Here is a 13694-nt window from a genome sequence, read left to right as displayed (position 1 = left end):
GTTTTTTATAGATAAAGTGCTATGTACGAGGGTATAGGGGGTGGGTTGTCGGAATCAGGATTTTGCGGATGAAAAAGGATTTTCAGGATTAATATACCTTTTGCATTTATGTGATTAGTATCTGTAGTGATAAGTAGCGTCTTGTCCGAGTCATGCACAGGTATAATTCGGAGAATCAGGATTAGGATGAGAGGGGCATTCCCTGGAAGTAAAGTTTATGGGACTTGCTGCTAAGATCCTGACAGGATGCCAAAAGGAAGCATGCAGCGATCCCGGTATACACGGGGATGCCATCAGTCTTTTGGGACAGGAGATACGGAAGAGCCTTAGACTATACTTCCCTCCGGCATTATCAATCCTGTTCATCTTTTCAAATCCTCAAAATCCTGATTCAAACAAAAAGGCGCTGAGGAATCTCCCCAGCGCCTTTGCTTTATTTGATTAAGAATGGCTCAGCTTAGTTTTTCACTTCAACCTTTGCTCTTCTCTTACCGTCTTTCTTCTGGACTTTCACTGATTTCTTACCAGCAGCCAGCTCAGCTTCTGCTTGTTCAACGGCAGCGTCCAGCAGTTCAGTTGCGTTGTCTGCAGTTGCGGCGGCAGGTGTTGCACCAGCTTGGGCAGGACCCGGGCTGTTCGTGTCCACGATCGTCATCTCGTTGATCAGGTTAGAGGCACCAGCGTATTTATCCACCATGAACAGCACGTAGTTAGCGCTCACGTTGATGCAACGCTTGTAATCCGGGTCGTATACTAGGTCACCTGTCATGGCTTCCCAGTTGCCGTCGAAAGCCAGACCGATCAGCTCACCGTTACCGTTGATCACCGGAGAGCCAGAATTACCGCCTGTGATGTCGTTGTCAGTGATGAAGTTCACGATCAGCTCGCCGTCTTTGTTGGCATAGCGGCCGTAGTCTTTTGCCTGGTACAGTTGCTTCAGTTTGGCCGGCACGATGAATTCCTCGTTGCTTGGGTCTTCCTTCTGCATTACACCTTCCAGTGTCGTGATCACATCGTAAGTCACGCCGTCAACAGGCTTGTAATTCTTCACAGAACCGTAGCTTAGGCGGATAGTTGAGTTCGCATCCGGGTAGTATACCTTGTCCGGGTTCATCTCACGCAGGCCAGCTACGTACAGGCGGTTCGCACGGGCCAACTTAGCGTTGCTCTCGGCCAGTTTAGGAGAGATATTTGTTTGGTAGTGTTCGATGATAGAGTTCACCAAAGCAAAGGCCGGGTCGTTGGCCAGCTGCTTCTGCGTTGGGTTGTTCAGGAACTGCTCTGTCTTCTGCTTGTTCACCACAAACGAGTTGCTATAAACGTAGTCAGCCAGTTTATTGAAGTTGCCTTTGTGCTTGGCTACCAGCTGCTTGAAAGCTTCTGGCTGTTGGTCTTTGGCAATGTCTTCGTGGTAGGCTTTCATCATGGCAGCGAACACTTTCTTGTCTGCCGGCATGTAGTAGTCTTTGAAGAAGGCTTCGGCTCTTGGCTTCAGGTCCTCTGCAGCTTTTTTAGCAGCTTCGGCGTTGCCAGACTTCAGGGCATTGTTCAGTGCTGACATACGGTAAGCGAACAGAAGCGCTTCTGTGCCCAGAACGGCCTCGTTCAGGTATACGCTGGCCAGGTTGTACTTCTCAATTTCTTTATAGGCTTCGTTCATGTCGTTTAACGACGAGCCGTAAAGGGCTTTGCGCTCCGCGTTGGCATCAGCCCAGGCCTGGAATTTCTTCTCGTCAGCCTGCTTGCCTTCAACCGTTTTCATGCGCTTGATGCCGGCATTCTGGCCGATAGAGTATTTGTAATAGTTCGCGGTAGAGGCATGCTTGGAGGCGTACTGAATGCGCACGGCATCGCTCTTGTCCATCTCTTCTTTCCAGATGTCAAGCTTCTGCTCACGCAGCTTAATGCGGGATTCGTTCAGCTGGTTCACGTCCAGTTTCAGGCCTTCGGAGGTCATAAAACGCTTAGTGCGGCCCGGGAAACCGAATACCATCGCAAAGTCATCCTGCTCCACACCACCAATGTTGATTGGCAGGTGGTGCTTTGGCTTGTAAGGCACGTTGTTGGCAGCGTAGTCAGCTGGCTTGCCGTCCGGCGCCATGTACACGCGGAACATCGAGAAGTCGCCAGTGTGGCGTGGCCACATCCAGTTGTCGGTGTCGCCACCGAATTTGCCTACGGCAGAAGGAGGCGTGCCTACAAGACGCACATCTGTGAAGCGCTCGTACACGAACAGGTAGTACTCGTTTCCGTTGAAGAAATCGCGCACATAAGATACGTAGCGGTCATTCTCACCAGCTTCTTTGGCAATGGCCTGCGCACGTTGCGAGGCAAGCTGCAGACGCTCTTTCTCCGGTGTATTTTTGTCGATACCTTCCAGCACTTTAGCTGTCACGTCGTCCATGCGCACCAGGATGTCCACGAACAGACCCTCGTTTGGAAGCTCCTGCTTGCGGTCCATGGCCCAAAAGCCGTTGGTCAGGTAATCTTTTTCAGGAGTGGAGTGCGACTGAATCTGGCCGTAACCGCAGTGGTGGTTTGTCAGCAAGAGACCTTCGGCAGAAATGAACTCACCCGTACAGAAGCCGCCAAACTGCACGATGGCGTCTTTCAGGCTGGAGTTGTTCACATTGTAGATTTCTTCGGCAGTCAGCTGCAGGCCTTTTTTCTGCATGTCCGCGTGGTTGAGGCGCTTGATCAGCATCGGCAGCCACATGCCTTCGTCGGCTTTTGCGAAGGGAACGCAAAGCGAGACTAAAAGAAGGAGTGAAAGGATTCTTTTTAACATGAAATTTTGTTTAGATTAGTTAAACTGTGACAAATTTACCTAAAAAATGCATTTGCTAACAGTTGTTCGGTAAATTAAAACGCAGCTATATCACACCATGACCTGGCTTTTCAAAAAACTATTGCTCGCGCTTCTCTGGGTATACCGCAACATGATATCCCCCCTGAAGCCCGCCACCTGCCGCTATACCCCTTCCTGCTCGACCTACGCTGTGGGAGCCGTGAACAAATACGGCCCTTTTAAAGGTGGCTGGATGGCGCTGAAACGGATAGGCCGCTGCCACCCCTGGGGCGGAAGCGGCTATGATCCTGTTCCGTAGCTTCTAAAACCCCACGCTCAACTGCACAAACACATTCCTGCCAGGGCGGGCAATGCGGCCCCAGTCGAGGTGCTCGCGGTAGTGCACATCAAATATGTTTTCTATACCTGCATTCAGCTGCCATACCTTCTTTTCTGTTTCTTTCTGATAACCAGCGCGCAAATGCCAGAGTATAAACGCCTCAGTTGGCTGCTCACGGAAGCTTTCGCTGTTGCGGTTCTGGGCAGCGGCCAGTTCGGTTTCGCCCTGCACCCAGAGGTAATCCCCAAAGTATTTTCTAAGTGAAGTGATGTTGCGCAAAGGCGGCATCATCGGAAGTGGCTCGCCGTCGGCGTTGCGGCCGTAGCTATACCTGAGCGTGCTCACTAGCTGGGTATAACCGGTGATGTTGTAGACGGTGCTGGCTTCGGCGCCGGCTAACAAAGCATAAGGGGTATTGTAGTAGATTTTCACGCCACGGGCTCCGATGGTCATGGCGCTGAGGTCCGGGTTGTAGGCACCCACCATGTAGTCCTGCACGCGCGAGGCATAGGCGGTGGCTTGCAAACGCAGGCGCGGCTCCTGCCAGGAGAGTGTGAACTCGCTCTGTATGCTTTTCTCAGGCTTTAAATTCGGGTTGCCCACATAATCAAAGCCGTCGAACTGACTGAACAGGTAAAAACCATAGAGCTCACTGGCAGTAGGGGTGCGGCCGTTGAAGCCCCCAGATAGCGAAACTTTCAGCTTTTTGTAAACCATACGACTGGCCTGTAGCGATAACGAAGGTATAATAAACTGACGGGCAGTGCTCTCATACCCAAACACGGACAGCTGATTGCGGCCTTCGCCGGTGGTTACGGCAAAGTCAGACATATTTACGCGGCTGTTGAGCTGCAGCTGGGTTTTATCGCCCACCTGGAAACTATATTGCGCTGCTATACCTGACTGCAGCTGGCGGTTGTCGGGCCAGGTGAGCATGTACATCGGCGTCTGGCCTTCCTGGTACATCGTCATGGAGGCAGTTAGATAAGAGGCAGAGGCATCGGCGCGGACGGTCAGTTGCTGGTGGTGACCGGGGGCGGTGGTGCCCTCGATGTAGATACCGGAAGTACGGCTCAGGCCAGGCATATCCATGCGGATGGGCAGGTCGGGGCGGGCGCTATCGTCCATGTAGTGGGCGATGCGGTTGGCGTAGAGGCGGGCTTCCACACGGCTCCAGCGGCGGTCGCTGTTCTCGCGCACCAAGCTCACCGAACCGATGTGGGCATTGGCCTGTCCTACGTCCATCGGTAGGGCAGGGTAGCCGATGTTCCAGCCGTCGTCGGCGATGAAATCGGCTTTGAGCACTAGGTCGTCTTGTAACAAAAACTTGCCACTGAGAGCGTAGTTGGCCTTTTCGTACTGCGAGTAGAGCACTTTCTCGCCACGACCGTTGCGGTAGTTCTGGCTTTTGCGGTAAGTGCCCGATGCACGCAGTCCCCAGGTCGGTGCGGCATAGCTCAGCCGCAGACCGCCCATCATGGCGTTGGCCGCCGACTGGTAGCCGCTGCTCACCGTTCCGGAAAGTTTTCGCTCGTCTGCAAAGTCTGCTTCGGCCAGTTTCATATCGAGGCTGCCGCCGATGGCTGCGCCCTGCATGGAGCTGGCGCCTGCTGTCTGCACCTCGATGCGCTGCAAATTGAGCGGCTCGATGTAGATAGTGGCCGGGTCCATTTTGTCAGTGCAGGCACCTTGTATGCGCATGCCATCCAGTGTCACGCTCACCTGTCCGCCGTTGTAGGCCCGTATAGTGGGCTCCATGCCGTAACTGCCGCGCCGGATGAAAGACAGCTCGGGCATGCGCGACATCAGTTCTTCGGTAGTGGCTGCCTGGTTGGCGTTATAGAAATTCTGCAAATGCTGTTGATGATCGTGGCGCTTAGTGACCACGGCTACTTCCTGCAGCACGATGGTGCGCACCGAGTCGGCAGGTATAGGCTTTTGTTGGGCAAGTACGGGTGATGCGACCAGCGCAAGGGCACCGAGCAGGAGAGGCGTTTTCATATCCTTCACCATTAAGAATTGTAAGATGGGCGCTGGTGCTTAAGTGCTATACCTGAGCACCGGCGCCCTTTAACTAAAAGTTGACTTCGAAATACAGCTCACCGGCTTCTCCGCTGGCGTCGCTGAGCGTCAGGTGCAGGTGCCACAGGCCCGTCATGGTAAAATTGACTTTGCCTTTGTAGTGTCCGCCGCTTCTGTGGGTCGGGTTCACGTTGTTGGGAGAACCATGATCCATGGTTGGCATTTCGGGCTCAAGCGCTAAAGTGAGGTTGGTTACAGCCGGGAAGTCCATCACTCCGCTCGCTTTATAAACAGCGACTTCCAGATCATTTACACCTACTTTTGGCTGCTGTGGCTGCAGATAAGCTACAAAGTATTTAGCTCCGTCGGTTTTGGAGACGAACGATTTGAGGCGGCTGGTGGTAGGCTCTTTGATGGTAACAGGAGTCGTAAAGGTGCCGATCTGGCCGTTGGCCTGTACCTGCACACCCAGCGTCCAGGAGCCCATCTCACCGGATGGCATCGTGAACACCACGGCTCCCGGGAAGTAGCCATCCACAGCCTGCCCGGAGTTTGGGTTTTCGATAGGCGAGGCATGTTTCTTCATACCCATGTCCATCATCGGCTGGAAGCTGACATTGGCCTGCTCAATACGTTTGCCGGAAGCGTCGAAAAGAGCGATGTAAATGGGGTTGTAGCCAGTTGTCAGCTCCTCGTTGCTGTATACTTCTATTTTGAAGTCGGTTCCGGCGGCCTTGCCTTCTGCTATTTTCTGATAAGCAAAAGTCGGGGTTGGCGTGTCGTCATCTTTGTCGCAGCCGGTAGTAAAAACGGTGATAAGAGAAAGAGCCCATAGTGTGAGCCAGGTATATTTTTTCATGGTAATAGGTCTTAAAATGCCTGTGTCAGGCTAAAATTCAGGTATAAGTTTTTTGGGTGCGCGAAGTGAAATGCACGCAAGGGAGCCGTTGGCACTTGTATAGGTGCTTGTGTCGGCAACGAATTTGAAACAGAAGGCGCAGAGTATAGCGGCACCATACCTTAGCAGTGGCGTAAAACGGTGAGCCTGGTTAAGAAGATGGACTTATACCTGTGGTGGGTGAAAACAGGCGGGGTGGTAGGAATTGCGGTAGGAGGTTTCCTGAAAAGTACCGTACCCGGTCTGGACCGGAGAAACAGCGACCATTTTATCAAGCTTAAATAAAGAAGCCGTGAAAGGGCTGATTTCCAGTTTGAGTGTCAGGACAGTGGCGTTGCTCTCCGGCGTGTCGGCTTTCTGGAGTTGCTTTTTGAGGTAGCATTTGCCTTCGCACTCAAGTTGGGGCTTGTCTTTGTTCTCGCAAAGTACGGCCGCGATGTAGGCTTTGTTGGCAAAATAAGACGATAAGACGATTCCCTGGTACATTACCTGGAGCGTCATCAGGGTTAACAATATGGCTGCTATATACCTTCTCATCTCAAAGGCAAAGGTATAGCAGGATTGATTCTCAGAAAATGATTTAAGTCACAAGTTTAACCGGCAAATGTCAGTAAAGAGCCGGACTGTGCGCTGTGCCGGCAGCCAGAAAGGGCAGGCTATACCCTATTATAGCTGCAGATATTTCAACAACTGTTTTACCATTGTCTCGGCTGTGCTGGCGTAGTCTTCCTCATACTTTTTCAGCAGCTCCTCGCGGCTAGGCTTCTCACCTTTGGCCTGTTTCTCCCACAGGACCGAAAGCGAAGCGTAAGGCGGGAGCACCATGCCCACCGCGTTGTAAAAGTTGCTGATGTTGGCAATAATATGCTGTGCTCCGTCCGAGTCGCCTGTAATGACAATGCCACCCACTTTGCCCTCAAGCTTCGATTTCTTACCTGCCAGAATTTCATCATGGATTTCATCGAGCCGCTCAATTACCCGCTGTATTTCCGATGACTGGTTGCTCCACCAGATGGGAGTGGCGAACACGATAATATCGGCGGTAAGCACCTGTTTTAAAATGGCGGGCCAGTCGTCGCCTTCGCCCATATTGCTGTAAGTGCCTGCCAGAATGTTGTGCTCCACCAGTTTGACGATGCTGCAGTCGATGTCCTGCTTTTTGAAATAGCCCGCCAGAAATTCAGACAGAACCTCTGTGTTGGACAGCCCTTCTTTTTTGAGTGTGCCGAGTAGAATGATCGCTTTCATACTCTACTTACTCTAATCAGTAGCTGGGAGTTATTGGGGTTGGGGTGGTAGTTTAGAAATTCATCGGCTTTCCTGTAGAAACTTAACTGCGGCCTCTAACTGTGTATCCTTCCCGAGCTGAATGTCTTTGAGATTAGGCTGAACTGAAATATCAGGCTGTACACCTATGCCATGGTAGGGGCTGCCGTTCCGATTCTGCACTCTCATACCTGTCCAGACAGCTTGCAACTGCCCTGCCCCAGAAAAGTTGATGTCGCCATTGGTGCCAGCTGTAACGCCGCCAACCATAGTGCCTATTTTGTAGTGTTCAACCAGTTCTGCACACGTTTCGCCGTAGCTTTGGGTGTTGTGTCCTATGAGGAAAGCTTTTTTTACACTAATATAGTTGCCATTCGGTTTTATGCTCCACTTGCTGGTTGGCACAAAATGCACATTTTTCTGGTCAGGGAAGGTATAGTGTGGAATGGACCAATTGCCAGTCTCTACTTCTTTGTCAATCAGATAGGGCAGGACACCTCTTAAAAAGCTGCCGGAAGGACGACCACGCATATCAAACACTATACCTTTGGCCTGTTGCAGTGCAGGCAGGTTTTCTTTGATGTCTTTTGCGCTTACTGCAGATGTGTTGATATAATAAATACCTCCTTCGAGTGTGCGAATGGCAGCTGCTGGCGTAGTTGCCTTAAATTGATACCCTTGCCCCTTTAGCACAACATTTTTAGCGTTGCCGCTGCTATCAATTAGTGTCATCGTAATGGTGTCGGTAGTGGTATTTAACCAGCCTAGTGCACTCTGTGCGGCCAGTAAATTGCCGTTGTTTGCGTTAGCGTGGGAGAGAAAACTCTTGGTGTAATCCAGTAGCCCAGCTGCTTTTTGAGCTCCTACTTTCTGCACTATATCACCAGGCAAAAGACTAGTATTTTCGATATTAACTTTGCTTACCACCAATTTATTTTCGACCCAGGCAGTCTGTAGGATAGGAGGAGATGGGCGATTATAAATACCCGTGCTGTTAGTAAAAGCCAGGTAAGCGTGCCCATCGTTGAGCGAGGTGGTTAAGTTTCTTGCTACACGCATAAAATCAGCCCTGGTCATGGAAGGGGATAGTTGCTGCACAGTCTGTACAAACACGCTGTCCCAAGCTGCTGCATTGTCCAGGTAAGGATGAAAGTGCTGGAACACATTCCAGAAGATGATCACTGTGGCCAATTTGTCTTCGTGTCGGTGGAGGTTAAGCTGGTATTTTTGGCTGAAGTGCCTGTGGGCCTGATTGCTTTTATAGTTGCTTTCGGTTAATACTAGCGGGAGGGAACAATGCAACTTATCTGTAAGCGGTACCGAGTAGAGGCTATCTGCAGAAAGTATTCTGTCTTTTGCCAGCAGATCCAGATAGGTCTTATGGTCAACATCCATTATCCTGCTTTTGTAAAGTCCCGAAATTTTTCTGGTGAGGATGGGGAGGTCGGCCTTATCTTGCCCAAGCCCTTGGTGAAGGTTATAATAGTAGCGGTTGCTGCTTTCCTGACCCGTAGTGCTTATACCTATGCCATCATCGGCACTGTGAATGCTTAAAAGCGGGGCAATCGGTCTAAAAACAGCTCGCAAAGCTTCTGCTAAAGCTTCTTCAGATGCCGCATTCAAAACACGTTGACTACCATGCGCGGCAATGTAGCTCCAGTTTATCTTGTCCTTTTTCTGCAGCGGATAAAAGTATTTGACAAAGCCATACACCCTGGCAAAAGCGAATAAATTTTTCACCTGATTTTCAGATAGGTGACTGTCGCGTGTTTGGGTCGTTTCAGTTGGCTGAGCCAACACAGAAGATGAAGTAAAAACGCAGAAAACCAAGGAAAGGGCTAAAAGAGCAAAGGACTTTAAGTTCATTTTTAAGGTATAAGGGGTGTGTCAGCGTATAGAAATCAGGCTAGAAAATCAGGTCGAACACTTTCTGTTCTTTGCTTTCGGTAAGGCCTGCTTTCAGGTAAAATTGGTGGGCGTCGGTTCGTGTTGTGTTGCAGCGTACCCTGATTTTTTGAACTGCAAAACCACTAGCCCATCCCTTTACTTTGGCAATCAGCTGTTGCCCTATACCTTGCCTTCGAAAGCCTTCGTCTATAACCAAACCTCCAATCTCCACAAAGGGCTCCGATTCCAGCCGGAAGGTATAGAAACCATGAATCCAGCCGATAATCTGTTGTTCTGCTATTGCTACAAAGCCACAATGATCTTCCCGGGCTAGCATCTGTTCCGTCCGATCCCGCATTTCCTTAACGGTCACGCTGTAGCCGAACTGGTGTGACAGAGCTGCCAGGGCTGGGGCATCCGCCAAAATGATTTCTCTGAATGCGAGTTGCATAGGTATAGCGATGGGTTTGAGAAGCTGAAGTGATAGCCCACTAAATGCGTATGCTATACCTTGAGGACCCACTAAGTGCTACTTCAGTTGCATCGGGCAAATCAACTTAAGTTTTTACTTAATCACTCCCTTCATCCAGTTACTAATAGTTTCCATCGCCACAGGTGCCATGGTTTCCTCTATAGTCCCGTACTCATGCACCTGGCCAGTGTCGGCGGTCTGGAAAATGTGGTTGAGGCCGGGCAGTTCCTTGATGGAATAGCGCTTGTTACCGGCGGCTTTCAGGGCTTTTTCGGTGGCGGCGAGGTTGGCGGCGGCAGGTACCTGCAGGTCTTTGCTGCCGTTCAGGGCGAGCACGGGCATTTTAAGCTGCTGCAGGGCAGGGGCAGGGTCGTAAGCCAGGAAATAGCGCATCCAGGGTGTCATGATCTGAGCGACAACGGCATTTTCTGCCTGGGGTGAGAACATAATCGCTAGCTGCTTGTCTTTATCGGTCAGGCTGGCTCTGGCTTCTTGCTCCAATGCCCGTATTTTTTGGGAGGCTTCAAACAACTCGGTATTTGAGGCAGCTACTTCAAACTGGGCGCGGCGCAGTTTCAGGTACTTTTGCAGTTCCTCTGTCTGTAACTGTGACTTCAGGATAGCTTCGTTCTGCGACACCAACAAGTCCACACCTGGTACGGCACTGCCCGCCATGAGTACCACAAAAGCTACGTCCTTGTTCGTGGCGGCCACACTGCTCGCTATCAGGGCACCCTCGCTTATACCCAGCAAGCCAACCTTTTCAGGGTTCACCTGCTGGTGCGTTTTCAGAAAGGTATAGGCTGCCTGCGCATCTGACACAAAATCCTGCGTCGTGGCCATGGTATGGTTGCCTCCAGACTTGCCGGCGCCGCGGTCGTCGAGGCGCAGCACGGCAAAGCCCTGGCGGGTGAGGTGGTCGGCCAGCACCAGAAAAGGCTTGTGCCCCATCAGGCTCATGTCGCGGTCCTGCTTGCCGGAGCCGGTAAAGAGAATAACAGCCGGATGTTTTCCCTTGCCAGTAGGTATGGAGAGTGTGCCTGCCAGTGTTATACCTGCTGCCTTGTTCTCCACGGTTACTTCCTGCTCCTGGTAAGGGTAAGGTTCTACGGGCATTTGCGGACGCTTCACTTCTGCTGGCTCGCCTTTGGCAAGGGGAAGCGGGAAAGCCATGCCTGCCTGCTTCCAGCTACCGCTTATGGTTTCCGGACCGGTAATTTTGCCAGCATAGGCAATACCGCCTGCCGGTATGCGCAGGTATAGGCTGTCTTGTTTGAGTTCGGTTTCAGGTATAGCCATGCCTTTTACTCCCTGCATCGGGATGTCCATGGTGGCAGTCAATTGGCCGCTTTCGCTGTTGCTTAGCCTGAAAATTACTGTTACGCGTGTGCCGGGGGCTTCTAGAGTGCCATGCCAGGGACCCGTGATCTGTGTTGGAGCCGTCCGTTGGGCCAGTGCGGTTACGGTACTGAAAAGGATAAGGCTGAGTGAAAGAAACAGGCGTGTCATGTTGAGCTTTGTGCGTTTTGGTGAGAAAGATTATACCTGTATAAATGTGTTCGTTTTATGAGTGCGACCCTAGTTCGCGTCGCTCGCGCCGGTAGGCCATAAACGAATAGACCACCGGGATGAGCACTGTCAGGGCGATCACGGCGATATAGAGCGTTTGCTGCATACCCATTTCAGGCAGAAATGCCAGCAGTATGAGCAGAATGCCACCGATGATCCACAGGATGCCGCCCAATCGGTGCGTCTTGCGCCATACCTGCTCGCTCTCCAGCGTCCAGGGCGTGCGAATGCCGATGAAGTAATTGGGCTTCACCGCCTGAAAGTAGTTGCCCAGGGCGATGAAAAGCCCGCCTATCAGCACGAAATGAATATTCTGACGGAAAACGTCCGGGTTCAAAGCATTGTGAATGAGAAACACAGAGAGTGCGGCCATAAAAATGACAAGGATGAAGCGCAATTGGTGGTACTTGCTGCCCATCTGGGTCAGTTTCCGTTTCGGGTCGATGTGCGGCAGGACCAGCATAATGAGGTTGAACAGGGCAGTTGTGCCTAGCACAATAAAGACCAGGGAGGTTTTGCTGGCCCAGCCGTCGGCCTCGCCTTGCAGGTTGAAGTGCACGGGCACTTGCTCTGGCAGACTGTTCCAAACCACAGCCAGGTATACCAGCGGAATGAAAACGATCGCCCAAAGGATGATTTCTCGGGTCAGGTTGTTGGCTTTCATAGTGTCTAATCTTTAAGCGTGATGATCCATTTCATTAAGTCGTCGAGCACTGTCGTGTTAAGCGAGTAAATCACGTACTGCCCCTGTTTCTGCGAGGTAACCAGCTCCGCCTGGCTCAGGATGTCGAGGTGATGCGATATACTGGGTTTGGTAATCTGGAAAGCCTCTGCAATATCGCCGGCAGTAAGATCCTTTTCCTTGAGCAGGTTCAGAATCTCCCTCCGTGTCTGATCATTCAGGGCCTTGAAAACTTTATTCACAATGTAATTTAGGTATTTAGACAAATATCTAAATAATAGCTAAAAGTTCAAAATAATTCGTAAATAATTATGACTGAAAGTCTGGTTGGATCTGCAGCAAGCTGCTCAATCTTCTTTTTGAGAATGAGACTCCAGGATCGCTACAGCTATACCTTGGGTACAAGCCTTTTCGTAGCCTTGTCTATGACATATCTCACCAGCCCTGCCAGAACTAAGCCTCCTAAAGTATGGGCTTCGTCAGGTTTTTTCTTACATTAGCAGAATTACATATTTTACCTGTTTAATTACCGTGCTTCGATTAAAACCCATTACGCTTTCCTTCTCCCTCTTTATCGCCCTGATACTGACAAGTGGATGCACCGAATACGACCAATCTGCTAAAAACCAGGCAGAAACAACACCCGAGTATGTCGCCAGTGTAGACGAGTGGCACCAGACGCGTGAGGCAAAGCTGAAGGAACCCGATGGATGGCTCACCCTGGCAGGTCTGTTCTGGCTGCAGGAAGGCGAAAACACATTTGGCAGCGGACCCGACAACAGCCTGACCTTTCCGAAGGGAAGGATTCCGGGTCGTGCGGGTGTGATCAATCTGAAGGGCGACACGGTAACCACCCGCATCAACCCGGGTGTTGAGGTACTACTGGAAGGTAAACCCGTGCGTGAAGCCCTGCTCTATACCTCCGGTATGGATTCCGTTCCCAAACTGTCGCACAGTTCGCTTACCTGGTTCGTAATCAAGCGAGGCAACAGGTATGGCATACGGCTCCGCGACCTGCAAAACGATGCTCTGGTACATTTCAAAGGGATAAAGCGCTTCCCTGTAAGAACCGACTGGCGTGTGAAGGCCAGTTTCGTGGCGCACCCTACACCAAAGCAGATCGCCATTACCAATATCGTGGGGCAAACCTCCATGCAGGAATCGCCCGGTACGCTGATCTTCACCCTGAACGGGCAGCAGTACCAGCTGGACGCGCTGCTGGAAGGAGAGGAGCTTTTCATCATCTTTGCTGACAGAACCAACGGCATCGAAACCTATGGCGCCGGCCGCTACCTCTACGCCGATAAGCCCGGCCCGGACGGCACCACAGTGCTCGACTTCAACAAGGCGTCCAACCCGCCCTGCGACTTTGTATCCTACGCTACCTGCCCGTTGCCTCCCCGCCAGAACTTCCTGCCCGTTATGATTGAAGCTGGGGAGAAGTCGTACGGAGAGTACTAAGCTATACCTTTAAGTCTTAATTGATTAAGTTTCTTTCATTGATTAGGTTCCTTCCTGGACTACCCAAGGTATACGGCCGGTTTTACCCGGGCAGGCAGATGAGCTACAGCCAGGGCACTTTAACGCTGGTATCGACCTACTGATTGCTGTCAGCGTCTGCAGTGTCAAGTATCAGGTATAACCAGCGTCGTCTTTGCATTTTGTCCAATTCGTGTTGCGCCCTGGTTTCAGCTACTTTGCAGCGATACAAAGCTGAGGCATCCATCTTCTGTTAATCCCGACGGGTTAAGCAAGACGCCTGACAGAAAT

Annotated in this window: 12 protein-coding genes; 2 read left to right on the top strand and 10 right to left on the bottom strand. The window is 51.3% G+C overall.

Annotated elements, in window-relative coordinates; all coding sequences use genetic code 11:
• Positions 1–457: 457 nt before the first annotated feature.
• On the bottom strand, positions 458–2788 hold the full coding sequence (locus AC4QZR_RS12010) for a S46 family peptidase (RefSeq protein WP_494481134.1): 2331 nt from the start codon (positions 2786–2788) through the stop codon (positions 458–460).
• Between the two features lie 97 nt (positions 2789–2885).
• Here AC4QZR_RS12010 and yidD point away from each other — a divergent pair, with 97 nt between their 5' ends.
• Positions 2886–3107, top strand: a complete 222-nt coding sequence (gene yidD, locus AC4QZR_RS12005) for a membrane protein insertion efficiency factor YidD (protein WP_188502115.1) — start codon at positions 2886–2888, stop codon at positions 3105–3107.
• 3 nt (positions 3108–3110) lie between these two features.
• Here the strand turns inward: yidD and AC4QZR_RS12000 are convergent, their stop codons facing one another.
• The 9 genes from AC4QZR_RS12000 to AC4QZR_RS11960 all read right to left on the bottom strand — a co-directional run bounded on the left by AC4QZR_RS12000 (position 3111) and on the right by AC4QZR_RS11960 (position 12166).
• Positions 3111–5129, bottom strand: a complete 2019-nt coding sequence (locus tag AC4QZR_RS12000; RefSeq protein WP_494481133.1) for a TonB-dependent receptor — start codon at positions 5127–5129, stop codon at positions 3111–3113.
• A gap of 73 nt (positions 5130–5202) precedes the next feature.
• A complete protein-coding gene (locus AC4QZR_RS11995; RefSeq protein ID WP_494481132.1) occupies positions 5203–6009 on the bottom strand; it encodes a FixH family protein in 807 nt (268 codons plus the stop codon).
• A 204-nt stretch (positions 6010–6213) separates the two neighbouring features.
• On the bottom strand, positions 6214–6585 hold the full coding sequence (locus AC4QZR_RS11990) for a hypothetical protein (RefSeq protein ID WP_494481131.1): 372 nt from the start codon (positions 6583–6585) through the stop codon (positions 6214–6216).
• A 129-nt stretch (positions 6586–6714) separates the two neighbouring features.
• The gene (locus tag AC4QZR_RS11985; protein WP_494481130.1) at positions 6715–7296 is read right to left on the bottom strand and encodes a flavodoxin family protein; all 582 of its coding nucleotides are present in this window, start codon (positions 7294–7296) and stop codon (positions 6715–6717) included.
• 60 nt (positions 7297–7356) lie between these two features.
• The gene (locus tag AC4QZR_RS11980) at positions 7357–9180 is read right to left on the bottom strand and encodes a S41 family peptidase (protein WP_494481129.1); all 1824 of its coding nucleotides are present in this window, start codon (positions 9178–9180) and stop codon (positions 7357–7359) included.
• 40 nt (positions 9181–9220) lie between these two features.
• Positions 9221–9652: a GNAT family N-acetyltransferase gene (locus AC4QZR_RS11975; protein ID WP_494481128.1), complete on the bottom strand. Its 432-nt coding sequence runs from the start codon at positions 9650–9652 to the stop codon at positions 9221–9223.
• A gap of 114 nt (positions 9653–9766) precedes the next feature.
• Positions 9767–11182, bottom strand: a complete 1416-nt coding sequence (locus AC4QZR_RS11970) for an alpha/beta hydrolase (RefSeq protein ID WP_494481127.1) — start codon at positions 11180–11182, stop codon at positions 9767–9769.
• Between the two features lie 55 nt (positions 11183–11237).
• A complete protein-coding gene (locus tag AC4QZR_RS11965) occupies positions 11238–11906 on the bottom strand; it encodes an SdpI family protein (RefSeq protein WP_494481126.1) in 669 nt (222 codons plus the stop codon).
• A gap of 5 nt (positions 11907–11911) precedes the next feature.
• Positions 11912–12166, bottom strand: a complete 255-nt coding sequence (locus AC4QZR_RS11960) for an autorepressor SdpR family transcription factor (protein ID WP_253402424.1) — start codon at positions 12164–12166, stop codon at positions 11912–11914.
• 289 nt (positions 12167–12455) lie between these two features.
• Between AC4QZR_RS11960 and AC4QZR_RS11955 the strand changes: the two genes are divergently transcribed.
• Complete coding sequence (locus AC4QZR_RS11955; protein WP_494481125.1) at positions 12456–13385, top strand: DUF1684 domain-containing protein; 930 nt, start codon at positions 12456–12458, stop codon at positions 13383–13385.
• Positions 13386–13694: the final 309 nt, after the last annotated feature.

Source organism: Pontibacter sp. YIM B11418, assembly GCF_059278805.1.
This window is presented reverse-complemented; position numbering and strand designations above follow the sequence as displayed.

Excerpts from the sequence above, each read along its gene's own strand:
- AC4QZR_RS12000 (WP_494481133.1), bottom strand. The coding sequence starts at position 5,129 with ATGAAAACGCCTCTCCTGCTCGGTGCCCTTGCGCTGGTCGCATCACCC.
- AC4QZR_RS11975 (WP_494481128.1), bottom strand. The coding sequence starts at position 9,652 with ATGCAACTCGCATTCAGAGAAATCATTTTGGCGGATGCCCCAGCCCTG.
- AC4QZR_RS11990 (WP_494481131.1), bottom strand. The coding sequence starts at position 6,585 with ATGAGAAGGTATATAGCAGCCATATTGTTAACCCTGATGACGCTCCAG.
- AC4QZR_RS11965 (WP_494481126.1), bottom strand. The coding sequence starts at position 11,906 with ATGAAAGCCAACAACCTGACCCGAGAAATCATCCTTTGGGCGATCGTT.
- AC4QZR_RS11985 (WP_494481130.1), bottom strand. The coding sequence starts at position 7,296 with ATGAAAGCGATCATTCTACTCGGCACACTCAAAAAAGAAGGGCTGTCC.
- yidD (WP_188502115.1), top strand. The coding sequence starts at position 2,886 with ATGACCTGGCTTTTCAAAAAACTATTGCTCGCGCTTCTCTGGGTATAC.
- AC4QZR_RS11995 (WP_494481132.1), bottom strand. The coding sequence starts at position 6,009 with ATGAAAAAATATACCTGGCTCACACTATGGGCTCTTTCTCTTATCACC.
- AC4QZR_RS12010 (WP_494481134.1), bottom strand. The coding sequence starts at position 2,788 with ATGTTAAAAAGAATCCTTTCACTCCTTCTTTTAGTCTCGCTTTGCGTT.
- AC4QZR_RS11970 (WP_494481127.1), bottom strand. The coding sequence starts at position 11,182 with ATGACACGCCTGTTTCTTTCACTCAGCCTTATCCTTTTCAGTACCGTA.
- AC4QZR_RS11980 (WP_494481129.1), bottom strand. The coding sequence starts at position 9,180 with ATGAACTTAAAGTCCTTTGCTCTTTTAGCCCTTTCCTTGGTTTTCTGC.